The sequence below is a fragment of the Peribacillus sp. NPDC058002 genome (assembly GCF_042886655.1).
Lineage (GTDB): Bacteria > Bacillota > Bacilli > Bacillales > DSM-1321 > Peribacillus > Peribacillus aracenensis.
Window position 1 is genome coordinate 1 of the sequence record NZ_JBHVQU010000065.1, and the last position, 22,846, is coordinate 22,846.

Below are 22,846 nucleotides of genomic sequence, written 5' to 3' on the forward strand. Positions count from 1 at the left end.
GTACATATCACTTCCTCGATTTAATCAAACCATTAGCATCTAAAAGGGAGAAATGGTAGAATGGATGTGGAGGTGAGCTTGTTAATGCTTGCTACTATGGAAATCATCGACATTTTACAACAGGCTGATGGATTAGCTGAAATGATCCTTCATTCTGAAATAGGGGAAGAATACCTCCTTAGTTTATATAAATTACAAAGCGACAAAGAGGCACAGCGGAAAATTTCCAAGTTTACTTCGCTAAAGGATCTATTTGAAGATGTTCAAAGGTTCGGTAAATATCATCCGGATTATAAACGCATCAATTTAGAAACTAGACAAGCTAAACGAGACATGGATATGCATCCTGCTGTGGCGAGGTTTAAGGGGGCGGAGACCGAGTTACAAACCGTTCTTGATGAAATAAGCGGAAAAATTGGCCGAGCCGTTTCTGAACAGGTCAAAACCCCAGCGGGGAATCCATTTTTTGTTTCATCAGGTGGATGTTCAACGGGAAGCTGCGGAACCGGCGGAAGTTGTGGATGCTCTGCTTAAGCTAATGGCAAGAATCGTAAACATTCAGGCCGGTATATAAGAAATGCAGCCTTCCGAAATTCGACATTGCTACGGAGTTCGTTGGCTGTGTCATGTAAGGAACTTTCGTCGATACAGTGGGTCAACCGGATACGTTATAAAGCGATTAACTGCGATATAAGATACAATCCGGACAAAGGTTGCCGCAGCAAAACATCTTTTGCTGCGGTACAAAAAAACGATGCCGGAAGACATATATACGTTCTTCCTGCCGTACGAAAATGGTTTCGCAATGAAGCTGCTTGCCGCGCATTGAAAGGCTTGCGGCTTTTTTTATTAAGAAAGAAAGCTTATTACCATTTTGTACCGGATGATAATGGATATATATAAATGGTATACCTGTGAACTTTTTTACCGAAGCTTGGGTAATTTCATCATTATCTAATAGATGATCAATAAATTGACTCCAAATTTGGTTTAAATCCATCGTTGTTTGGCTCCTTTCACAGTGTTTATATTCATAATAGTGAGAGAATTTTGTTTATAATCTTTTTTCTTGGTTGAAAGTAAAGATTCTGCTATGCTACACTTAGTTAAAACCTTTATAAAAGGGAGTTATTGATATGCTTGGAGCGAGACAGGGAATCATCGTCTATTTACATACATTGAAACAAGCCAAAATGCTTAGGAAATTTGGGAATATCCATTATGTTTCAAAAAAACTGAAATATGTAGTGCTTTATACGAATATGGATGAAGTGGAACCACTAGTGGAAAAGCTGAATAATTATTCGTTCGTTAAAAAAGTGGACCTTTCTTACAAGCCTTTTTTGAAGGTTGAGTTCGAAAACTCCAAACCGGATAAAGCGAAAGAATATGATTATAAAATGGGGATTTGAAAAAAGCTGACTCATGCGGAGTCAGCCTTTTTCAATTTCTGGCATCAGTATCTTTCAACCTAATGGGGGCAGATATCTATTCATTCGCAAAATGCCGATTAAGTGTTGGTAGTACAATTCGATTTCTGCAAAGAGCACCGAAGGTTTCACGTCAATTTCAATAATTGGTCTATCCAGTTCCTCCGCTAAGTTCTCAAAAAGCTCATAGCGTTTGTTTTTGGTGGCATGAGGATTTGGTATACCTTCACGGCAAATGTAAAGTGGCTGGAATTTACCAGGATCTGTGGGCTGCATGACGATAACCAATGACGTTACCTTTTTATCATCAATAGTTGTATGCATGGCCAAAAGCCTTGCTACTCGATGTTTATGATTGCGGCCTACTTCCAGCAACTCATATATATCGGAATATCCTTGTCCAATTTCAATAAAACGTTGAATCAATTAAACCTCTCCTAACTAACTAACTTATTATTCATTACTTTATCATTATCCCTCATAAAAGAGAAGGACAACTTCATTGATGAATCATGACAAAGAAAATTAGATATCAGAGGTTTATCAAAAAAAAAGCCCTGCAAAAATATGCAGGGTCCTTCTAAGTCTAACTATGGACCAGAAGGCAAAGGGAGAGGAGAAACCGGAGGAAGAACTTATGGGGAAACGTAAGCCTTCTCCGCGGTTGGCAACAACACCTAAAAAGGAATGTTGTTATTCACATTATTGCCAAAAACCACTTTATTATTCAAAATGTAAAAGATTTATAAAAAGAATGGATATCTTCCTTTCATGGTCCGAAATGATAAGTCGATTTTCATCTTGGAAATGAAGCCAAATCGGTTTAAATATTGGCTAGCTTTTTCTAATATGTTAGGATAGGAAAGTAACAGAAATTTGTCATAAAATGTGGTGAGGATGATGAGGGTCGTTTCCGGAATTTGCAAAGGAAGACCACTTAAGGCTGTACCGGGTACAGGAACCCGGCCGACTACTGATAAAGTCAAGGAATCCATTTTCAATATGATTGGTCCTTATTTCGAAGGAGGGCTGGTCCTCGACTTGTTTGCCGGAAGCGGTGGACTGGGAATTGAAGCGTTAAGCAGAGGCATGGATAAAGCCATATTTGTCGACCGTGATTTTAAAGCGAATCAAACAGTTAAGGCCAATTTGGAACTATGCAAGTTTTCAGACCGTGCAGAAGTTTATAAAAATGATTCAGAGCGTGCACTGAAGGCTTTGGTGAAAAGGGAAATGACTTTTGAATTGATTTTTCTTGATCCACCTTATAAGAAACAAAAGCTTGTCGAAATTCTTGAAGAAATACATAAATACCGATTGCTGAACGATATGGGATACATTGTTTGTGAGCATGGCCATGATGTTACATTGCCAGAAAAAGTTGGTGACTTTACCGTTAAGAGAAAAGAAGTTTATGGCGTCATTGCCGTAACGATTTATCAATGGGGAAACGTACACGAACAGGGGGAACTATGAATGTCCAAAATAGCGATTTGTCCGGGGAGTTTTGATCCAATAACATTTGGTCATCTTGATATCATTCAAAGGGGAGCGAATGTTTTTGATGAGGTATATGTGGTCATCGTGAACAATTCAGCGAAAAATTCACTTTTTACTGTGGAGGAGAGACTGGATTTGATTACTGAAGCGACGGCCCATATGCCGAATGTTAAAGTGGATTTCTATCAGGGATTGACGGTCGACTATGCTGAAAGCGTTTCCGCGAATGCCATCATCAGGGGATTGAGGGCGACTTCCGACTTTGAATATGAAATGCAGGGAACTTCGATGAACCGATTCCTGAACAATAAAATAGAGTCATTCTTTATCATGACGAAAAATCAATATTCTTTCTTGAGTTCAAGTATCGTGAAAGAGGTTGCGAAGTATGGCGGGGATATCTCCGAACTAGTGCCGAGCGTCGTCGAGAAGGCTCTGGCCAAAAAATACGAGGGACTGAAAGGATAGAAAAAAGAGCATTGCCTACGAGCAATGCTCTTTTTTCGGTTTACGAAAGTCCTTTGAATAGCCTTTTGGTAAATATGATGATGTATAGGATCAAAAATACGAGTGTTAGAATGGGTCCGAAATCAAGCATGTTCTGATATAGCGAATTCGCGTGTTCACCTGAGCCGCTGACTGGGAATGCGTTTATCGGGCTGCCGCTGTACATATTGCCTTTATATAATGGTTCCCAAAGTAAGATGGTAATAATGGATGCCAGAAGGCCATGCGCTATCCTTGCCAGAATAAAGGGAGTGAAACGAATGTCTGTTGCGGCAATGATGCTGGCAACTTGCGCTTGAATGCTGAAACCGTTGAAAGCTAAGATGAAACTTGTCATCACAGTTTGTTGAAAGAGTGTCGCATCTTCGGCCGTACTGGTTAATTTTGAACCAAGAGTCATTTCAAACATGCCTGATATGAAGGGAAGGCTTAAGGAATCGGGGAAATTGAAAATATGTAAAATTCCTCCGACCACGTTAGCCAGCAATCCGGTAATATTCATATGAAATAAAAGCTTGTTCACCACCGAAAAGAGAATGATGAACCCCCCGATCATTAATAGGGTTTGAATGGATGAGAGAACCGCGTCTCCAAGTAATCTGCCAAATGGTCTTGTTTCTTTTATCCTGGTTCGATGCATTTGGCTAAAGGCTAGTCTTATGGAAGGGAGCTTGGCCATTGCATTTGTATGGGATTTTTCTTCTTTCCAACGGTAAAAACGCATGATGATGCCTACACAAAAATTTCCTAGGTAGTGGGAAAGTGCAAGGATGATACCTAAATGAGGATTATGGAAAAACCCAACGGCAACGGCAACGAACAGGAACAATGGATTGGATGAATTAGTAAAACAAACGAGTCTTTCAGCTTCGATGCGGGTCAATTGTTCTTCCTGACGAAGCCTTACAGTGAATTTCGCTCCAGCGGGAAACCCTGATGCAAGTCCCATCGCCCAAACGAAACCGCCCACTCCTGGTACACGGAATAAGGGACGCATAAATGGTTCGAGCATGACGCCAATGAACCTGACAACGCCGAAACTGATTAATAACTCTGAAAGAATCAAGAAAGGTAGAAGCGAAGGGAAAACAATTGTCCACCAAATATTCAGTCCGCCTTTGGAAGCCTCAAAGGATTCTTGGGGGAAGATGATCAAGCCAACTGCCATCATCGTGACGGAGGTAGCCAACAGTACTGTTTTGGATTTTGATTTTAGCAAAATTCAGCCTCCTCTTGAAGGTTTCTAAATAAGGGCAGTTCGTTTCGTATATAATAAAATATGAACTTCCTTTTCTCAAAAAGTAAGCGCATGATGGAATTTGGATTGTACCGACATGTATAAATGAGGATGATCCGCACAATGGGATTTCAATGAAGACCTCACTTTATTGGCTACATGGGTTATATCCGCCAGGCTTGTTTCACTGTCAATATAAATAATATGCTTCTATAAATCCGTTTAAGACCATAACTTTGAATGAGTGTTATTTCAATATTTTGAACTAGTTACAGCGGGAGGGATATCTTTGGCGAAACCAAAGGTCGGGCTTGCACTTGGGTCAGGAGGAGCTAGGGGGTTTGCACATATTGGCGTGATAAAGGTATTGCAGCAAGAAGGCATTCCGATAGATATGATTGCCGGAAGCAGCATGGGGGCAATGGTTGCTGCCTTTTATGGAGCGGGTTCGGATATCGAGAGGCTGTATAAGTTGTCCCGTGCATTTAAGCGAAAGTATTATTTAGACTTCACCATACCTAAAATGGGCTTCATTTCGGGGAAACGGACAAAGGATTTAATCAGGGTATTTACATATGGCAAAAAATTTGAAGAACTTGATATTCCTGTGGCAGTGGTCGCCACTGATATAAAAACGGGGGAAAAAGTCATTTTTCAGGAAGGTCCCATCGCACCGGCTGTAAGGGCAAGCATCTCCATTCCCGGCATTTTCATTCCCGAAAAAATCGGAAACAGACTGCTTGTTGATGGAGGAGTGGTTGACAGGGTTCCTGTTTCAGTCGTGAAGGATATGGGAGCAGACATCATAATTGGTGTGGATGTAGCCCACGTAAAACAGGATATGGAGATAAACTCCATTTATGACGTCATCATGCAAAGCCTCGATATCCTGCAAATGGAGCTGGTTAAAAGCAGGGAGTTTGCCTCAGACGTCATGATACGTCCCAGGGTGGAGAAATACAGCTCGAAATCATTTACAAATGTACAGGAAATAATTAGTATTGGAGAAGAAGCAGCAAGAGGAAAGATAGATCAAATTAAGCAGAGTATTGTTACTTGGAAGGAGTCCTTTGAAGATGAGCCGTAAAATGTATGTACGCACTTTCCTGGTGGTGGCTATACTTCTCATAGCATCAGCCCTTTATTCCCTACCTTTTTATGTATCAAAACCAGGAATGGCCAAAGAATTGGAGCCAATCATTGAGGTATCCGGAGGAGATGAAGCAAAAGGAAGCTTTATGTTAACCACTGTAAGGATGGGCCGGGCGAATGTATATTCCTACATGCTGGCGAAGTGGAGCAAATATCAGGAACTTTATCCGGAAACCTCCATTCGAAGCGAAGATGAAACAGATGAAGAATATAATATCAGGCAGCTGCACTTAATGGATGGTTCTAAAAATAATGCCATTCAGATTGCATATGAAAAAGCAGGGAAAGAGGTCGAATACGAGTACCTGGGTGTATATGTTTTGGACGTGCTAAAAGGAATGCCGGCAGCTAAAGAGCTGAAAGCGGGCGATCAAATCATTCAGGTCGATGATGTTAAATTCAAGTCTGCACAGGAATTCATGAACTATATTAACGGAAAGAAGGCTGGAGACAAAGTTAAAATAGTGTATAAGCGGGAAGAGACGGAGAAAACGGCCGTTCTTTCTTTGCAGCCTTTTAAAAATGACCCAAACAGGGTAGGGATAGGCATTTCGCTGGATGATAATCGAAAAGTGAACACAAAACCGGCGATTTCCATAGATTCAGAACAAATAGGCGGTCCTTCTGCTGGTTTAATGTTTTCATTGGAAATTTATAATCAATTAACAAAGGGCGATCTTACAAAAGGATATGACATAGCGGGTACAGGAACGATGTCCGACGATGGGACAGTCGGTCCAATTGGCGGAATTCAACAGAAAATAGTTGCAGCCGATAAGTCTGGAGCCGAAATATTCTTTGCCCCGAATGAAAACGGAGCAGCAGGTTCTAATTATGAAGATGCACTTATTGCAGCAAAGGATATCGACACGGACATGAAGATCGTGCCGGTGGACAACTTTGATGATGCAATAGCCTATTTAACGAAGCTAAAAGGAAAAGAAAAATGAAAAAAAGCGCAGGCAGTCATCTACTGTTTGCGCTTTTTTTGATGATTGATTTTTAATTTTTAAGGATGGACGGGCAAAGCTTAAACCATTCTTCATTTAAAAATGATGGGAGATTCATATTCCCGTTTCATCAATGCAGCCTGATATGGTTCCGGCAAGCCCAGTGCATACACCTGTGCCGCTCGCAAGTCCGTATCGATGTCCTGTTTCTGATAGGACGAAAGTTTAGAGATGAGCGGGAGGGATAAGCCTTTTTTTACAGTGCGAAGATATTCTTGTCCCCGGCCATTCATGCCAAGAAGTCTGATATAGGCTGGTTGGTCATTGTGAATCATCAGTTCCTTTATTGTATGAGTCAATATATGGACACACATTCGTTGAAGCCGTGTCCATGTGTAGCGTTTTGTCTTCAGGGCTGCCATGAATCCCGAAAAGCTCGAAGATCGTTTGGCCATCTCCTTTATCCTGTGTTCAATGCCTTCCGCAATTTCGTATATCCCTGCCAATTCGGTTAAAGAGGAAGAAAGGATTCGGTATTTCAACATGGGCCAATACATTTCCCAGTCATGCAAAGCATTGTAGTGCGTTAAATATTGCTCAAGACCATTCAGAGTCGGTTGAGGAATATAACTGGAAACGGAATTTAACTCCTGATGTTCATGGATGGCCTTACGTATCCCCGTTGCACTGGCAATAGGGTCTTTGGACAACTTTGTTTCATGGTATCCGGCAGCGACCCTTTGAATCGTATAAGGGCGAATGGAGTAGCCGTTTGAAAGTGCAGTACTTACATATTCCTTGCCAAGAATATTATTTGGCTTCGTCAAATCCAATTCGGCATCATCATTGATGATCGATCGATAAGCCTGGGCAGCGCTGGCCGGATAACTATTACCGGCATCCATAGCCGATTTAATTGCGGCATCAAATGCAGCGGAATTATCCGATAGAATTCTGTGGGCGGTGATGAATGGTTCAATTCTGCCATCCTCGCTACCAAAGCAAAAGGAGTCACAGCCAAGGGATTCCAAAAGAGAAATAGATCCTTTGGCAAATATTTCCGCCTTCTGTGTCGCGAAAGCATAGGGCAGCTCAATGACAAGATCTATGCCGCCGTTCAAGGCCATTTCGGCACGTGTCCATTTACTGACGATAGCGGGCTCGCCACGCTGTAAGAAGGGTCCGCTCATAACAGCGACCACAACATCTGCCCCTGTTTTTTCTCTACTTTCTCTTGCATGTAAAACATGTCCATTGTGAAAAGGGTTATATTCGACTACTAAACCGCAAGCTTTCATTCGTTCACCTCAGAGAAAAACTTTGTATTTTATCAACTTAGTGCTAAAATAGTATTTCAAGTAAAATTACTATAAGTAATCGTCCGGATTCTTTGTTTGAAATGATTTTTAAACTTAGACAATCAGTTAGGATGACTACATTATAGTGTAAAGAAAAAATATTGACAAACTTATAATTGAAAGCTATAATTATTTTTGTTGCCTTGAGGTGATTTCATTTGAAATGGACGATTAGTCAACTTCAAAAAATTCGGGACAAAGATTTACGGTTTGATGAACTGGTGGATGTCTTGGACATTAGAGAAAGAGACCCGCAAATTCGCGATGTTTCTCCGATCAGAGTAGCAGGAAGAGCTGATATCAGCCCGACCGAGATTACTTTTCACTTGCATCTTTCAGGTGAATTAACATTACCTTGCTCCCGTACACTGGTAGACGTTAAATATCCGATTGATATTGATACAAAGGAAACCTTTCTTTTAAAGGCAGATGGCGCTGATTTCTACGGAGATGATGTCACTGTTGTGGAAGGTGAAGTTGTAGACCTAATACCGGTAATTAAAGAAAATTTATTGCTAGAAATTCCGATGCAGGTTTTTTGTGAGGATGTCGATTCGAACGAAGCTGCTCCTCAATCCGGGAAAGACTGGGCCGTTATTTCTGAAGAGGAAAATGAGCACAAGGTTGATCCGAGATTTGCAAAGCTTGCCGACTTTTTTGACAACAATAAAGAATCTTGATTGGAACGAAAAATCGTTAATCCGATTTTTCCAGCTTTTTTATATTTTTTAAGGAGGTGGGAATAATGGCTGTACCTTTTAGAAGAACGTCGAAAACTGTAAAAAGAAAACGTCGTACGCACTTCAAGCTTCAAGTACCTGGTATGGTAGAATGCCCGAGCTGTGGTGGAATGACTCTTTCACATCACGTTTGTAAAGAATGTGGAACATATAAAGGAAAAGAAGTTGTCGCAAAATAATTTCTTGACCTACTTGAGAGCTTTGCTTTCTTGATGCAACACGCTAATCAAAGCGCAGGGATTTTTCTCTGTGCTTTTTTTACAAATATATTTGGCAGAATATTTTGAATCATTTATGTTTGCCGATGATTTTGGAGAAGGTGTTTACATGGATCAGGTGATTGAAGTTGAAAAGGATAAACGCGGTTTCATGAAGCTCTTATTTAATAGACCGGAGAAAAGGAATGCCGTGAATTATCAATTGATGGACGAACTTGAGTCGATATTGTCAGAAGCTGCATTCGATGATGAAGTTAAGTTGCTAGTCCTGACAGGGGCGGGATCTGAGGCATTCTGTTCAGGCGGGGATCTAAGGGAATTTCAGGATTTGCACACAGAAGAAGAGGCCTTTGCTATGTTATCGAAAATGGGTGAAATTCTGTATAAACTAGCAGTTTTCCCAAAACCAACAATAGCGCTCATCAATGGAAGTGCTTTCGGCGGTGGATGCGAAATAGCGACAGCTTGTGATTTCAGATTAGCAAAGAGCGAAGTCAAGCTAGGGTTTGTGCAAGGTACCCTGGGAATAACGACAGGCTGGGGCGGAGCTTCACTTTTACTTGAAAAAATACCAGAGCAAAAAGCGCTAAAGCTATTATTGGATGCAAAAATACATAAAGCTGAGGAAGCAAAGGAATTTGGTTTCGTAGATGAGATAGTCGGAGAAGGTACGGAAGGATGGGAAAGGTTCGCAGAAGATTTTCTCAGCCATGAGATAGGGGTATTGATGGCCTATAAACGATTGCTGGTCCGTAAATGGCAGGGTAGCGGGCTTAAAGGAAGAATGGACGCGGAAATCCGGGAATGTGCTAAACTGTGGGCAAGTGATGAGCATCATGCTGCAGTCGATCGTTTTTTAAAAAAGAAAAAATAAATATTACACGCTCTATATATCTTCTATCTTTCCTAGCATGTGCATATTATGAATTAAAACTTGCTGGGAGGTAGAGAGATGACGATTGCGAGACAAGATGCATGGACTCATGATGAGGATCTGTTGTTGGCTGAAGTGGTACTGAGGCATATACGAGAGGGCAGTACACAATTAAAGGCGTTTGAAGAAGTGGGGAAACAGTTATCGAGGACATCTGCCGCTTGTGGGTTCCGTTGGAATTCATTTGTAAGGAAGCAATATAAGTCAGGGATAGAGCTGGCGAAAAAACAAAGGAAAGAACAGGTAGTCGATAATCCTGAAATGGAAAGGGATTCGGTTGCAGCGGTGGAGAATGTCACGATTGGAGAAAAAGCACCCGAGCATGAAGAGAAAGAATCTATTACCCTTCAGGAAGTTATATTATATTTAACTAAAATGGATGAATTCTTTCAGCTTGATAATAAGGAAAAAGAACGGATTTCTGAGCGGTCCCTATTTCTTGAACGGGAAAATGTCCGGTTGTTGGAAGAAAATGAATTGCTTAAAGAAAACCTGAAAGCTGTTGAGGAAGATTACCGTGCGTTAATGCAGATTATGGAGCGCGCAAGAAAACTTAGTGTACAAGAGGGCGAAAAGACTAATCCGAAGGTGAGTTTTCAAATGGATAAGAATGGTAATCTAGAAAGGGTCAATAAATAAAAAATGCGGGTGGGAAAATCCGCCCGCATTTTCTTGGTGCTTCCTTATTCTTGTGTATCTATTTCTTTATTATCTTGTATGTCAAATGGGCTCCAAATCAGCGGGTTTTCTCCGAGGTCCCTGTCCAAATCATAGGAAACAGCAGAAAAACCCATCTTTTTCCAAAAGTCTTGTGAATGAACTCTTGGATTGGTTTTGATAGGCATGTTCAGGCTTTTGGCGAATTCGACCAAAGCTCTTCCATAACCTTTTTTCTGATAGTTAGGCAGGACTTCAAGTTTCCAAAGAACAAGGAAGTCCCTGGACTTGTCAAAATACTCGTCGAATTTAGCGCTTCTTTTATACAGGCTCATGCGTGCTACAAGTTTGTCGCCATAAAAGATTCCGTAAAAAGGTGATTGGCTGTCATTTTCGATGATGTTACCTTCTAAATCATCTAGCATTGACAGTTCCTGTATCCCGTATTCTTTGAATTTTTTGAATTCCTCAAGCGTTTTAAAATTTACAAGTAATCGTTCCACCTTGTATTCCATAAAAAAGCTCCCCCTTAATTCTGATAAACCTCTTCCGATAGTACCCTTTGAAAGTCATCCCACTGATCTTTACCATGTGGAATTCCAGCTTAGGTCAAATCTAGTATGACATCATCGACTAATCCTAGCTGTCTAAATGCTTATAGCCTTTTATCCCCCGTCCTTTTCCCTTAAATTTCCCGTGGGTTGAGTTTGGAGTTATCTTTTGTTCCTAAAAGTATTCAAAATGGCTAAGCTTTTCGTATCTAATATACCATTAAATTAACGCTTAAAGAAGAAAATATATCTTCAATGGCGTATTAATAGTTCTTTCCATTGGTATTTTATGACGAGCCATTGTTAATGGCAGTTCAATTTCATTCAAATACGTGTGCTGTGTTTTCCAACGATGGGAAAATTGATGCAGGATAAAAAAGATAATGTGATAAAATAGGGAATATATTTCAAAAAGTAAGGAAGGGTATTATGAGAATCGGAATCATTGGGGGAGGGGCCATAGGGCTGCTGTTTGCGTCTCATTTAAGTGAAAAACATGGTGTGACACTTTATACTCATACTGCGGATCAGGCGTCCATCATCCAACGTGATGGGATCCGTCTTATTACGGATGGTGAAAGCAGGCTGCTGACAGGCATCATTTCCAAGGGCCTGGATGATGGGATATCGGATGTGGAGCTTCTAATATTGGCCGTCAAGCAATATCACCTGCCGCAAATATTGCCTAGGATCAAAGGTATTCAGGTTCCAATGCTATTCTTGCAGAATGGCTATGGGCATATATCTTATTTAAAGCAGCTTCAATCCCCGACCATATATGTGGGGGTAGTGGAGCATGGGGCAATGAAACATGACGGGAATACCGTGGAGCATACTGGGCAAGGCATTACAAGGGTCGCTTCCTTTAAAGGGGAACTTGAGCAACTATCGTTAGTGAATGAAAGGATCGACCATTTTCCTTTTGCGAAGAGTGAGGATTTTCACTCGATGCTGATCGATAAGCTTGTCGTTAATGCAGTGATAAACCCGTTAACGGCGATACTTGGTGTGGAAAATGGCGGTTTAATCACTAACCCCTACTATTACCAATTATTTCAAGAACTTTTCGGGGAAATCTCCAGTATTTTGGAGGTTCATAATAAGGATAAGGCATTTGAACATGTGAAATCCGTTTGTATGTCAACTGCAGAAAATCGATCGTCAATGCTGAAAGATATAGAAAATGGCTGCAAAACGGAAATTGATGCTATTTTGGGTCATATCCTCTCGGAGGCAAAGAGTAAAGGGAAAAGTGAATGCCTGACATCTTCTCTATATAAGATGGTCAAAGGAAAAGAATCTCAGGGGGGATGAGAATGTGCCGTACGTAGTTTCAAGCCTTGCCGCGATATTTATTACCTTGCCTTTCGTAGGGTATTTACTTTTTTTTATCAGTGCCAAACAATTTACTGGAAACCATAGGCGCTCCGTTCAATTTGCTATGGACATGAGTACGCTGCTGTTCGTATTATCCGTCCATTATTTGATCATTACGATTTGGGATAAGCAAATTCTTTGGGTGATCATGCTGATCATGATCATCAACGCATTCGTGGTGGTCCTTGTCCATTACAAGGTAAAAGAAGAAATCATTTTCCATAAGGTATTAAAGGGTTTTTGGAGAGTGAACTTCGCCTTCTTTTTCGTAGCTTACCTTCTATTATTTTCCATCGGAATAATTACAAGTATTACGAAGATATTTACTACATAACATAGAACATCGCATCAATTTTCTGCTGCTGGGCAACTTCTTTTGTTTTCTTAAACCGGAATGTTATACTCTAAAAAGAATTGTAGTTGCAGAGAAAGGGAGAACAGAAATGGAGATGAAAGATCTCGCGTTACCATCTTTAAACCGTTTTGCATCGGACTATTTACAAAACCGTCTTGAAACGGAGGATTATTTTCACTATGACTTGTCTAAGCCTGACATTTATCTCAATAGATATAATGAATTGATGAACCGCTCTTTTTTACGTGATGAATTGTCGGATTACATACAACAATACATGTCTCGTTTTTCAATCAGTGAGACAGTTAAGGCGAATATTGCAAGGTTGCGCAGGGATGATTCCGTTGTGGTGATTGGAGGACAGCAGGCTGGGTTATTATCAGGGCCGCTGTATACCATTCATAAAGTGATTTCGATCATTAAGCTTGCGGAAGAACAGGAAAAAGAATTGGGGCAGCCAGTCATTCCAGTTTTTTGGATAGCTGGGGAAGATCATGATTTGGCTGAAGTCAATCATGTTTATGTTATGAAAAACGGTAAACCCGATAAGAAATCCTATCCTTCCTATCAGCCTTATAAAACAATGGTTTCTGATGTAGAGCTGGAAACGGATAAGGCTGAGAAGTGGCTTGAGGAAATCATTGAAACTTATGGAGAAACGGCCTTTACGAATAAACTCCTGATTGATATGAAGGAAACCATTAAGCAATCGAATACTTTCGTTGACTTCTTTGCCAGACTGATTCATGAATGGTTCAAAGAATATGGCCTTTTACTAGTTGATGCCGGAGATCCGGAGTTAAGGAGAATTGAGAAGGCATACTTTGAATCGATGATCAATGAAAGTGGACGGATTGCTGAAGTGGTCGAGGAACAGCAATCATTCATGCATGCGAAAGGGTATGCAAAAATGATTGAAATGGATAATCGGGCAGCTAATTTATTTTATTATGATCCAGAAAAAAAAGATCGATGTTTACTCGAACGTGTAGAAGGCGGTTTCAGCGGTAAAAACGGTGAGGTATCATTTACCAGGGAGGAACTCTTGCAGATTGCCAAAAATCATCCAGAACGATTAAGCAACAATGTCATTACACGCCCGCTCATGCAGGAAATGCTTTTCCCTGTATTGGCTTTCGTTTCTGGACCAGGGGAAATAGCTTATTGGGCAGAATTAAAAAAGGCATTTGAGTTGTTTTCCATGAAGATGCCCCCAATCATTCCTAGGTTAAACATCACGCTGGTAGAGCGCAGTATCCATAGCGACCTTGAAGAAATGGAACTCAGTTTGGAAACTGTTCTGACCGAAGGAACCGCTAATGCTGTGAAAAGTTACCTTGATTCGGTGAAAGATGAGACGATTGACACCCTGTTCGGGACACTGAAATCACAGCTTGAAGAGAACCATGAAAAGCTATTTGCCCACGCTGTCTCTTTAGATAGAGCACTTGAGCCGATGTTGAACAAAAACATTGAATTCATTCAAAAGCAATTGAATTTCATGTATGGCAAAATCGGTGACCGTACAAAGGAACGGCATTCTGTCACATTGAAAAAATATGAACGGATCGCAAATTCACTGTACCCTCTTGGATCACCCCAGGAGAGGATTTGGAATGTGTTTTATTACTTGAATCAATACGGGCCAGAGTTCGTACGGGATATGATGAAACTGGAATACCGGTTCAATAATCAGCATAAATTGATTTTTATTTAGAAAAACCATCCGTTTTGGGGAAAAGTGGCGGACACATCATATTGAATAAGGTTGCCGCAAACCAATCCTGCCGGAGGGATTAAAAATGTAAAAAAAGACAGGTGCTAAAGCCTGTCTTTTTTTCTGTTTCCTGGGCACTTGTCAGGTAGTCTCTTCGACAGGAATGGTGGGGCTGCGTCTTAGTCTGAGTCCATTCGCGGGATGTGCACGTTTCTGTAAATAATTTGGCTAAATAAACTTAAGTAGAAAAGAAGGGAATTTTTACTTGGAAGGAGAAAGTAAAAACAAGTGGAGAAAGGTGGGGGAATGTGGTACATTGAGATTAGAATGTGGGGGTATTGGGTATGTTCATGGGAGAGTACCATCATAACATCGATATAAAGGGCCGTTTGATAGTCCCAGTGAAATTCAGGGAAAATCTCGGGGAGCAATTTGTCCTTACCCGCGGACTCGATCAATGTTTATTTGGTTACCCTATGGAAGAGTGGAAGCTGCTTGAAGAAAAGCTGAAAGCCCTGCCTTTAACAAAAAAAGATGCCCGAGCCTTTACCCGTTTTTTCTTTTCTGCTGCTACAGAATGCGAAATTGATAAACAAGGGCGTATTAATATCCCCACGCCGCTTACTTCATATGGCCAATTGGAAAAAGAATGTGTAATTCTTGGTGTTACCAATCGTATTGAGATTTGGAGCAAATCCCTTTGGGAAAACTATTTTTCAGCTTCTGAGGATTCTTTCGCTGAGATAGCAGAAAATATGATTGGCTTTGATATTTAAGGCTGCCCCCAGAAATAGGGTCACTCAATAACCGATTGGAAGGATGTCTAACATGTTTCAACATACAACAGTGTTATTAAAAGAGACGGTTGATGGATTGAACATCAAACCTGATGGAATTTATGTGGATTGTACTTTAGGAGGAGCCGGTCACAGCGAATACTTACTTTCACAGCTCTCTGACAAGGGTAGGCTTTATGCTTTTGATCAGGACGAAACGGCGATTCGGAATGCCAAGGAAAAATTGGAAAGCTATGGCGAACGTATTGTTCTTGTTCCTAATAATTTTAAATACTTAAAAGAAGAGTTGAATGCCCGCGGAATCGAGAAAGTGGACGGGATCCTATATGATTTGGGTGTTTCATCCCCACAATTGGATACACCAGAACGTGGTTTCAGCTATAACCATGATGCACCATTGGATATGAGGATGGACCAAAGTGCTGCCATTTCTGCCTATGATGTCGTGAATACTTGGTCATTCCATGATTTGCTGAGAATTTTCTTCCAATATGGCGAAGAAAAGTTTTCGAAACAAATTGCCAGGAAAATTGAAGCGGCACGTGAAATAAAACCGATTGAAACGACCTTCGAACTTGTGGAGTTAATTAAGGATGGGATACCAGCCCCGGCAAGACGTAAAGGCGGACATCCTGCGAAACGAGTGTTCCAAGCAATAAGAATCGCTGTGAATGACGAACTTGGTGTCTTTGAAGATTCCTTGGAGCAAGCCATATCACTTTTGGATAAAGAAGGAAGAATATCTGTCATTACATTCCATTCACTAGAAGATAGAATTTGTAAAACGGTATTTAAAAAAGCCAGCAGCATGCCGGACCTTCCGCCTGGACTTCCAGTTATCCCGGATGAATTCAAACCAACTATGAAAATAATTACGAGAAAACCGATTTTGCCATCTGAAGAAGAATTGGAAGGGAATAATCGTTCCCGGTCGGCTAAGCTAAGAATCGCCGAAAAGCAATAAATACAGAAAAAAATCAGTAGAGGGGGAACATGAATGAGTTCCATAGCCAAAAAAATACAAGAACAGCAATATGAAGACCAACAGCAGCAACAGACGCACCAAACAGTGGTCATCCGTAAAGCGAAGATATCCATTGGTGAAGTTTTCTTACTATGTGCCCTTGCTATCATGGTTACCTTTATGGGAGTGAAAATAGTCTCTAATCAAGCGGCCATCTATGAAACGAATAAAGAAATCCAGCTAGTGGAAACGTCGATTGAAGAACAGGGTAAAGTGAATGATGATTTGAAAGTGCAGGTTGCTGAACTTAGTACATACGAAAGAATCTGGAAAAAAGCTGCAGCGCTAGGGTTCAAGTTAAATGAGAATAATGTGAAGGGTGTGCAGTGATAATGCAGAAACAAAAAAATATGAAGCATGGGGCAGCCGGATTATTCTTCTTATTCGGCCTGCTCTTTTTTGTGTTAGTCTGCCGCTTTTTGTATATTCAGGTGACAGGTACAGCAGGCGGGGAGGTACTGGCTTCAAAAATCGACAAGAAATATGAAAAAAAACAGGTCATAGAAGCAAAAAGGGGAAGCATACTCGATACTAAAGGTGAAGTCATCGCCGAGGATACTTCCTCCTATATCTTAAGGGCGGTACTCAGTGAAAAGGAGCCGGAGCATGTCAAGGATCCGGAGATGACTGCCAATAAGCTTGCTAAATATATCGACATGGATGAACAGGACATCTATGAAAGACTTACGAAAAAAAAGGCATACCAGGTGGAGTTTGGCAGTGCCGGCAAGGATTTGACTCAGGTCACAAAGCAGAAAATAGAAAAATTGGAACTGCCGGGAATTACATTCGGAAGGACCAATAAACGTTTTTATCCTAATGGGATTTTCGCTTCCCATCTGATTGGCTATGTAGAAAAGGATGAAAAAACGGGAGAAATGGCTGGTAAATTCGGCATCGAAAGGTACCTCAATAAAGAATTGCAGGAAACGGATGGGAAGCTGACATATGACAGTGACTCATGGGGCTTCCTCTTACCTGATAAGGAAGAAAAGGTTGTTGCTCCGGATAATGGCAATGATGTCATGCTTACCATCGACAAGAAAATACAAACATTCTTGGAAGACTCGATGAGCAAAGTGCAGGAAAAATACGATCCTGAACAAATCATAGCGATTGTCTCCAATCCGAAAACGGGGGAAATCGTGGCGATGGGGCAAAGGCCTACCTTCCATCCGACAACGAAAGTCGGTCTTACGGATACTTGGCGGAACCTGGCTATTGAAGAAACCTTCGAACCGGGATCAACCATGAAAACATTCACCCTTGCCGCAGCTGTTGAGGAAGGGGTCTTTAATCCGAATGAAAGCTTTGTCGCTGGAACCTACAAAGCCGGATCAGGGAAAATCGGAGATCATAGCGGAATCGAAAGAGGGAAGAGCATGACCTTTCTTGAAGGGGTTCAACGTTCCTCCAACGTCGCTTTTGCTACTCTTGCAATGGATAAGATAGGAGCGGATACTTTCCGTGAGTATTTGACTAAGTTCGGATTTGATAAAAAAACGGGAATTGACCTGCCGAACGAGATAACTGGAAAAATTCAATACAAGTATAAGCTTGAAAAAGTTACTACTTCCTTTGGACAGGGTTCGACCGTTACACCGATTCAACAAATCCAAGCTGCATCCGCAATAGCCAATGACGGGAAAATGATGCGGCCGTATGTGATAAAAAGCATTTCTGATCAGGATACTGGAAAAATTCTGAAAACAACTAAGCCGAAAGTTACAGGGCAACCGATTTCGGCAGAAACTGCAAAACAAGTACGTGATTATTTGGAAACGGTAATTTCCGCGAAAAAAGGAACAGGGAAAAAATATGCCATTGAAGGATATGAAGTAGCGGGGAAAACCGGTACTGCACAAATTGCGGGTCCGACAGGTAGATATTTAGAAGGGAAAAATAACTATGTGTTCTCCTTTCTAGGCATGGCTCCAAAAGATGATCCGCAGTTGGTCATGTATGTGGCGGTCAAGCAGCCGAAGTTAGGTGTATCTTATGTTGGGGCTGATCCATTGTCAGAGATATTTAATCCTGTTATGCAAAATAGCCTGCAATATCTAAACATAAAACCTTCTGAGGTGAAAAAACAAAAAGCAAATAAAATCGTGGACTATGCGAATCAAACCGGGAGTTCAGCTGTCAAAGAACTGAAGGAACTTGGCTATGATGTAAGTACGATAGGAAGTGGACGTAAAGTGCTCGATCAATCCCCAAAAGCGGGGAGCGTACTCTTACAGGGTGAAAAGGTAATCCTCAGGACGGAAGGCGAAATGAAAGCTCCTGACATGAAGGGATGGTCCCTGCGCGATGTTATGAAATTGGCTAAGGTTGCAAAACTGGATCTAAAAACTGAAGGTACTGGATATGTGAGTAAACAAAGTCTTGAGGCTGGGAAAAAAGTAAAGGAAGGAGAGACATTCAATATTGAATTATCCCAGCCTGAGGGGGCTGGTGAAGATATACCGACAAAAGGGAAAACAGAGTGAAGATAAAGAGGGGATCCAAATGGATCCCCTCTTTAATTCTTTCAAACAAAGTTTGTAGTCTAGCATCGAGTAGACAAGCATATATTGAAGCATGTATGAAATGGAGGTGCCTGTTTTTGCGTGTTTCGAATGTTACTGTCCGAAAACGGCTGGCAATCGCATTGGCGATCGGTATCGTTGTTTTTTTTATCATTGATATCCGATTGGGAATTGTACAGTTTTATCTAGGGGATAAGTTGACGGGGCTGGCTAAAGATTCCTGGAGCAGGAATATTCCTTTTGAAGCCAAACGAGGAGAAATTCTGGATCGGAATGGTGTTGAGCTGGCAACGAATATATCTGCACCAACAGTCTATGTCATCCCAAGACAGATTGAGAATCCTGGGGAGACGTCGGAACAGCTTGCTTCAATATTGGATATGACAAAGGAAAAGGCTTATCAATGGTTAACGAAACAGGCGATGAGCGTCAGAATTCCGGAAGGCAGAAAGATATCTCATGAAAAGGCGAAGGAAATTAAAGCATTAGGGATAAAGGGCGTTTACATCGCTGAGGATTCAAAGCGCCATTATCCATTTGGTGAATACCTTTCGCATGTTCTTGGCTTTACAGGCTCTGACAATCAAGGGTTGATGGGTATTGAATTGTCATATGATAAGGAACTAAGCGGGGAAAAGGGATTCGTGAAATTTTACTCCGATGCTAAAGGGAAAAGACTTGAAAATATGGCCGATGACTATAAGCCCCCTGTTGATGGTGATAACTTGAAGCTAACCATCGATAGTAAAATCCAGACAATTGTGGAGAGGGAGCTCGATAATGCGGAGGCTACATATGATCCCGATGGTATAATTGCCATTGCGATGGACCCGAATACAGGGGAAATATTGGCAATGTCAAGCAGGCCAACCTTCGATCCGGCCAACTTCCAAAATGTACCTTCAGAAGTATATAACCGTAATTTACCAGTTTGGAGTGTATATGAACCAGGTTCGACTTTTAAGATCATCACGCTTGCTGCGGCGCTTGAGGAAGGGAAGGTCGACTTACAAAAGGAACATTTTTACGATTCCGGACATGTGGAAGTGTCAGGGTCTACACTGCATTGCTGGAAAAGAGGAGGACATGGGGACCAGACTTTTCTTGAAGTCGTCGAGAACTCATGTAACCCTGGTTTTGTAGAATTAGGGAACCGGCTTGGTAAAGACAAGCTGTTTAAATATATAAGTGATTTCGGGTTTGGTCAAAAGACAGGGATTGATTTAACCGGAGAAGGAAAAGGAATCATGTTCAACATGGATCAAGTGGGTCCGGTTGAGCAGGCAACGACAGCGTTTGGACAAGGTGTAGCCGTAACGCCCATTCAGCAGGTGACAGCGGTATCGGCGGCCGTAAATGGAGGAACTTTGTATACACCTTATATCGCGAAGGAACTTGTTAATCCAAAAAATGGGGAAGTACTGATGCGAAAGACCCCGCAGGCGAAGAAAAAAGTGATTTCAGAAGCGACCTCGAAGAAAGTCCGTGAAGCACTTGAATCCGTTGTCGCCCAAGGTAGCGGTAAGGGAGCATTCGTGGAGTCGTACCGAGTTGGCGGGAAAACGGGTACAGCCCAAAAAGCTGAAAATGGCAGATACCTTGATAATAATTATATTCTCTCATTCATCGGGGTCGCCCCAGCGGATGATCCGCAAATCGTCGTTTATATAGCTGTGGACAATCCTAAAGGAACGGTACAGTTCGGCGGGGTCGTTGCCGCACCGATCGTTGGGAATATCATGGAGGATTCACTTAGGGCCATGGGCGTCAAGCCAAGGAAAAACCAGATTGAGAAGGAAACGGTCTGGACGGATCCGGTCATGGTCGAGGTACCTGACGTTGTGGGTATCAGCAAAAAAGAGTTGCAAACCCAGCTCATTGACCTTAAGCTGGATATTGCCGGAAATGGGGATAAAGTCATAAATCAAGCCCCCGATCCAGGTGTTAAAGTAAAACAAGGCTCCACAATAAGAATTTATCTTGGCGAAAATACAGAATAAGTATAATATAATATATGAATAGTTAAAGCGGCTGAAGAATCATCAGCCGCTTTGTTTACGGAGTCGGGATAACCCCGTATAATTGAAATTGGTTTCTCGACAAGCCAAGGCTAATCACATATAATGAATCCTCAAATTAAGTTGAGAGGGATGGAAAAATGAAGCTTCACAAATTATTATCTTATTTACACTCCTTATTTACGTATGAAGGAGAAAATCCTGAAATCACCTCCATTGAAAATGATAACCGTAAAGTCATAGACGGAAGTTTATTTGTTTGTATAAAAGGTTATACAGTCGATGGCCATGATTTTGCCCGACTTGCTGTAGAACATGGAGCTGCAGCAGTCATTGCCGAAAGGCCGCTTGACCTCGATGTTCCCGTGATCATAGTCAGGGATTCGAGCAGGGCGATGGCGGTGCTTGCCGATGCATTCTATGGCCATCCAACTCAAAAGATGCGCTTGATCGGAATTACAGGTACGAATGGAAAGACGACGACCAGTCACTTATTGGAAAAAATTTTCGAGGATCGACAAGAAAAAACAGGCTTGATTGGCACGATGTATACAAAAATTGCCGATACGGTATATGAAACTAAGAATACGACGCCAGATAGCGTTACGCTGCAGAAGGCTTTTCATGAAATGGCCGAAGCATCCGTTACCACTGCGATTATGGAAGTTTCATCGCATGCACTTGAGCTTGGACGCGTCCATGGCTGTGATTATGATATTGCCGTCTTTACGAATCTCACACAGGATCATTTGGATTTTCATAAAACCATGGACAGATACAGGCAGGCAAAATCCTTGTTTTTCTCACAGCTAGGCAATGCTTACATAGAAAATCGTCCTAAATATGCTGTGCTTAATGCCGATGATGAGGCAGCAGCTGATTTCATTAAAGCGACTGCCGCTACAGTCGTAACATACGGCATAGACAAAGAAGCAGATATCAGGGCCAAGGATATACAAATTGATGCAAATGGCACATCGTTCACCTTGACAGCAGGTAAAGAAGAACGTTACATTCAGCTGAAGCTAATTGGTAAGTTCAGTGTTTATAATGTGCTCTCAGCAATCTCAGCTGCTTTGTGCGCCGGTAACGATCTAGATGAGACAATTAGATCCATCGAGGATATAAAAGGTGTTGCAGGCCGTTTTGAGCTCATTACAGCGAATCAGGACTTCGCTGTCATTGTTGACTATGCCCATACTCCGGACAGTTTAGAAAATGTTCTAAAGACTGTTGGCGAGTTTGCCAGAAAGAAAATTTTCGTGATAGTGGGCTGCGGCGGGGACCGCGACAAGACAAAGCGTCCCATCATGGCCGAAATTGCATGCAGCTTGGCGACTGACCCGATCTTCACTTCGGATAATCCGCGCAGTGAAGATGCTGCCCAGATCCTACGGGATATGGAAGCTGGTGTAGCAGGCAAAGAATATACCGTTATTGAAGATCGCAGGCAGGCGATAGCTTACGCTGTTACCAAGGCGGAAGAGGGCGACGTTATATTAATAGCCGGAAAAGGTCATGAAACCTATCAATTGGTCGGTGACGAAGTGCTTCACTTCGATGACCGTGAAGAAGCGGAAAAGGCGATTCAAAGTCGTCTGGGTTCAATTTGAACCAAAGCTGAAATTGCCTTTGCGAAAAATAAGAAAGGCTCATTTCGTAAAGATTGTTGTTTTTTAAAACTAAACGATTTAAGGTTGATGGAGCGCAAGTGCGAGACTCCTACGGGAGCAACGGGACTGGTGAGACCCCACAGGCGTTTACGCCGAGGAGGCTTACCGGCCGCCCCGCGGAAA

The 22,846-nt window shown here is 41.7% G+C and carries 24 protein-coding genes; 19 read left to right on the forward strand and 5 right to left on the reverse strand.

The features are described from left to right. Window positions 1-84 precede the first annotated feature (84 nt). Complete coding sequence (locus ACFVSH_RS13275; RefSeq protein ID WP_387600270.1) at window positions 85-534, forward strand: YlbF/YmcA family competence regulator; 450 nt, start codon at window positions 85-87, stop codon at window positions 532-534. A 145-nt stretch (window positions 535-679) separates the two neighbouring features. Here ACFVSH_RS13275 and ACFVSH_RS13280 read toward each other — a convergent pair whose 3' ends face one another. Continuing rightward, window positions 680-1,000, reverse strand: coding sequence for a hypothetical protein (locus tag ACFVSH_RS13280; RefSeq protein WP_387599700.1), 321 nt, complete (start codon window positions 998-1,000; stop codon window positions 680-682). 136 nt (window positions 1,001-1,136) lie between these two features. On the opposite strand from ACFVSH_RS13280, the gene ACFVSH_RS13285 reads away from it, so the two are divergent. Beyond that, complete coding sequence (locus ACFVSH_RS13285) at window positions 1,137-1,412, forward strand: YlbG family protein (protein WP_048684554.1); 276 nt, start codon at window positions 1,137-1,139, stop codon at window positions 1,410-1,412. Between the two features lie 54 nt (window positions 1,413-1,466). Here the strand turns inward: ACFVSH_RS13285 and ACFVSH_RS13290 are convergent, their stop codons facing one another. After that, complete coding sequence (locus ACFVSH_RS13290) at window positions 1,467-1,856, reverse strand: DUF7147 family protein (protein WP_260284180.1); 390 nt, start codon at window positions 1,854-1,856, stop codon at window positions 1,467-1,469. 474 nt (window positions 1,857-2,330) lie between these two features. Between ACFVSH_RS13290 and rsmD the strand changes: the two genes are divergently transcribed. Then, a complete protein-coding gene (gene rsmD / locus ACFVSH_RS13295; RefSeq protein WP_034313946.1) occupies window positions 2,331-2,906 on the forward strand; it encodes a 16S rRNA (guanine(966)-N(2))-methyltransferase RsmD in 576 nt (191 codons plus the stop codon). After that, window positions 2,907-3,398, forward strand: coding sequence for a pantetheine-phosphate adenylyltransferase (gene coaD / locus ACFVSH_RS13300; RefSeq protein ID WP_192203949.1), 492 nt, complete (start codon window positions 2,907-2,909; stop codon window positions 3,396-3,398). 40 nt (window positions 3,399-3,438) lie between these two features. Here the strand turns inward: coaD and ylbJ are convergent, their stop codons facing one another. Next, complete coding sequence (gene ylbJ / locus ACFVSH_RS13305) at window positions 3,439-4,656, reverse strand: sporulation integral membrane protein YlbJ (RefSeq protein WP_387599703.1); 1,218 nt, start codon at window positions 4,654-4,656, stop codon at window positions 3,439-3,441. Between the two features lie 307 nt (window positions 4,657-4,963). Between ylbJ and ACFVSH_RS13310 the strand changes: the two genes are divergently transcribed. Together ACFVSH_RS13310 and ACFVSH_RS13315 are read left to right on the forward strand one after the other, a co-directional pair. Next, entirely contained in the window at window positions 4,964-5,761 is a 798-nt protein-coding gene (locus tag ACFVSH_RS13310) for a patatin-like phospholipase family protein (RefSeq protein WP_192203951.1), read from the forward strand. After that, window positions 5,751-6,776 carry a SepM family pheromone-processing serine protease gene (locus ACFVSH_RS13315; protein ID WP_387706349.1) on the forward strand — a complete coding sequence of 342 codons (1,026 nt, stop codon included), beginning with the start codon at window positions 5,751-5,753 and terminating at the stop codon, window positions 6,774-6,776. Before ACFVSH_RS13310 ends, ACFVSH_RS13315 begins: the two co-directional genes overlap by 11 nt. A gap of 92 nt (window positions 6,777-6,868) precedes the next feature. On the opposite strand, the gene ACFVSH_RS13320 is transcribed toward ACFVSH_RS13315, so the two are convergent. Then, window positions 6,869-8,074, reverse strand: a complete 1,206-nt coding sequence (locus ACFVSH_RS13320) for a nucleotidyltransferase (RefSeq protein WP_387706351.1) — start codon at window positions 8,072-8,074, stop codon at window positions 6,869-6,871. 218 nt (window positions 8,075-8,292) lie between these two features. Between ACFVSH_RS13320 and ACFVSH_RS13325 the strand changes: the two genes are divergently transcribed. From ACFVSH_RS13325 to ACFVSH_RS13340, 4 genes are all read left to right on the forward strand, one after another. Next, entirely contained in the window at window positions 8,293-8,814 is a 522-nt protein-coding gene (locus ACFVSH_RS13325) for a YceD family protein (RefSeq protein ID WP_260284185.1), read from the forward strand. Window positions 8,815-8,879: 65 nt separating this feature from the next. Further along, window positions 8,880-9,053, forward strand: a complete 174-nt coding sequence (rpmF, locus tag ACFVSH_RS13330) for a 50S ribosomal protein L32 (protein WP_034313929.1) — start codon at window positions 8,880-8,882, stop codon at window positions 9,051-9,053. A 148-nt stretch (window positions 9,054-9,201) separates the two neighbouring features. Next, window positions 9,202-9,966, forward strand: a complete 765-nt coding sequence (locus tag ACFVSH_RS13335; RefSeq protein ID WP_387706353.1) for an enoyl-CoA hydratase/isomerase family protein — start codon at window positions 9,202-9,204, stop codon at window positions 9,964-9,966. A 78-nt stretch (window positions 9,967-10,044) separates the two neighbouring features. Continuing rightward, window positions 10,045-10,665, forward strand: a complete 621-nt coding sequence (locus ACFVSH_RS13340; protein ID WP_387599716.1) for an RsfA family transcriptional regulator — start codon at window positions 10,045-10,047, stop codon at window positions 10,663-10,665. A gap of 44 nt (window positions 10,666-10,709) precedes the next feature. On the opposite strand, the gene ACFVSH_RS13345 is transcribed toward ACFVSH_RS13340, so the two are convergent. Continuing rightward, window positions 10,710-11,198 (reverse strand): N-acetyltransferase, encoded by a 489-nt coding sequence (locus ACFVSH_RS13345; RefSeq protein ID WP_192203956.1) that lies wholly within the window; start codon window positions 11,196-11,198, stop codon window positions 10,710-10,712. A gap of 465 nt (window positions 11,199-11,663) precedes the next feature. Between ACFVSH_RS13345 and ACFVSH_RS13350 the strand changes: the two genes are divergently transcribed. The 9 genes from ACFVSH_RS13350 (at window position 11,664) to ACFVSH_RS13390 (ending at window position 22,663) form a co-directional block, all read left to right on the forward strand. Then, complete coding sequence (locus ACFVSH_RS13350; RefSeq protein ID WP_387706355.1) at window positions 11,664-12,548, forward strand: 2-dehydropantoate 2-reductase; 885 nt, start codon at window positions 11,664-11,666, stop codon at window positions 12,546-12,548. Window positions 12,549-12,552: 4 nt separating this feature from the next. Beyond that, on the forward strand, window positions 12,553-12,945 hold the full coding sequence (locus tag ACFVSH_RS13355; RefSeq protein ID WP_192203958.1) for a DUF3397 domain-containing protein: 393 nt from the start codon (window positions 12,553-12,555) through the stop codon (window positions 12,943-12,945). A gap of 109 nt (window positions 12,946-13,054) precedes the next feature. Next, on the forward strand, window positions 13,055-14,683 hold the full coding sequence (bshC, locus tag ACFVSH_RS13360) for a bacillithiol biosynthesis cysteine-adding enzyme BshC (protein ID WP_387599721.1): 1,629 nt from the start codon (window positions 13,055-13,057) through the stop codon (window positions 14,681-14,683). Between the two features lie 344 nt (window positions 14,684-15,027). Further along, complete coding sequence (gene mraZ / locus ACFVSH_RS13365) at window positions 15,028-15,459, forward strand: division/cell wall cluster transcriptional repressor MraZ (protein WP_034313914.1); 432 nt, start codon at window positions 15,028-15,030, stop codon at window positions 15,457-15,459. A gap of 52 nt (window positions 15,460-15,511) precedes the next feature. Next, a complete protein-coding gene (rsmH, locus tag ACFVSH_RS13370) occupies window positions 15,512-16,444 on the forward strand; it encodes a 16S rRNA (cytosine(1402)-N(4))-methyltransferase RsmH (protein WP_034313911.1) in 933 nt (310 codons plus the stop codon). A 33-nt stretch (window positions 16,445-16,477) separates the two neighbouring features. Further along, on the forward strand, window positions 16,478-16,834 hold the full coding sequence (ftsL, locus tag ACFVSH_RS13375; protein ID WP_101224576.1) for a cell division protein FtsL: 357 nt from the start codon (window positions 16,478-16,480) through the stop codon (window positions 16,832-16,834). A 2-nt stretch (window positions 16,835-16,836) separates the two neighbouring features. Then, complete coding sequence (locus ACFVSH_RS13380; protein WP_387706357.1) at window positions 16,837-18,993, forward strand: penicillin-binding protein; 2,157 nt, start codon at window positions 16,837-16,839, stop codon at window positions 18,991-18,993. Window positions 18,994-19,109: 116 nt separating this feature from the next. Then, window positions 19,110-21,032, forward strand: a complete 1,923-nt coding sequence (locus tag ACFVSH_RS13385) for a stage V sporulation protein D (protein WP_387599729.1) — start codon at window positions 19,110-19,112, stop codon at window positions 21,030-21,032. Window positions 21,033-21,190: 158 nt separating this feature from the next. Beyond that, window positions 21,191-22,663, forward strand: coding sequence for a UDP-N-acetylmuramoyl-L-alanyl-D-glutamate--2,6-diaminopimelate ligase (locus ACFVSH_RS13390; protein WP_387599732.1), 1,473 nt, complete (start codon window positions 21,191-21,193; stop codon window positions 22,661-22,663). Window positions 22,664-22,846: the final 183 nt, after the last annotated feature.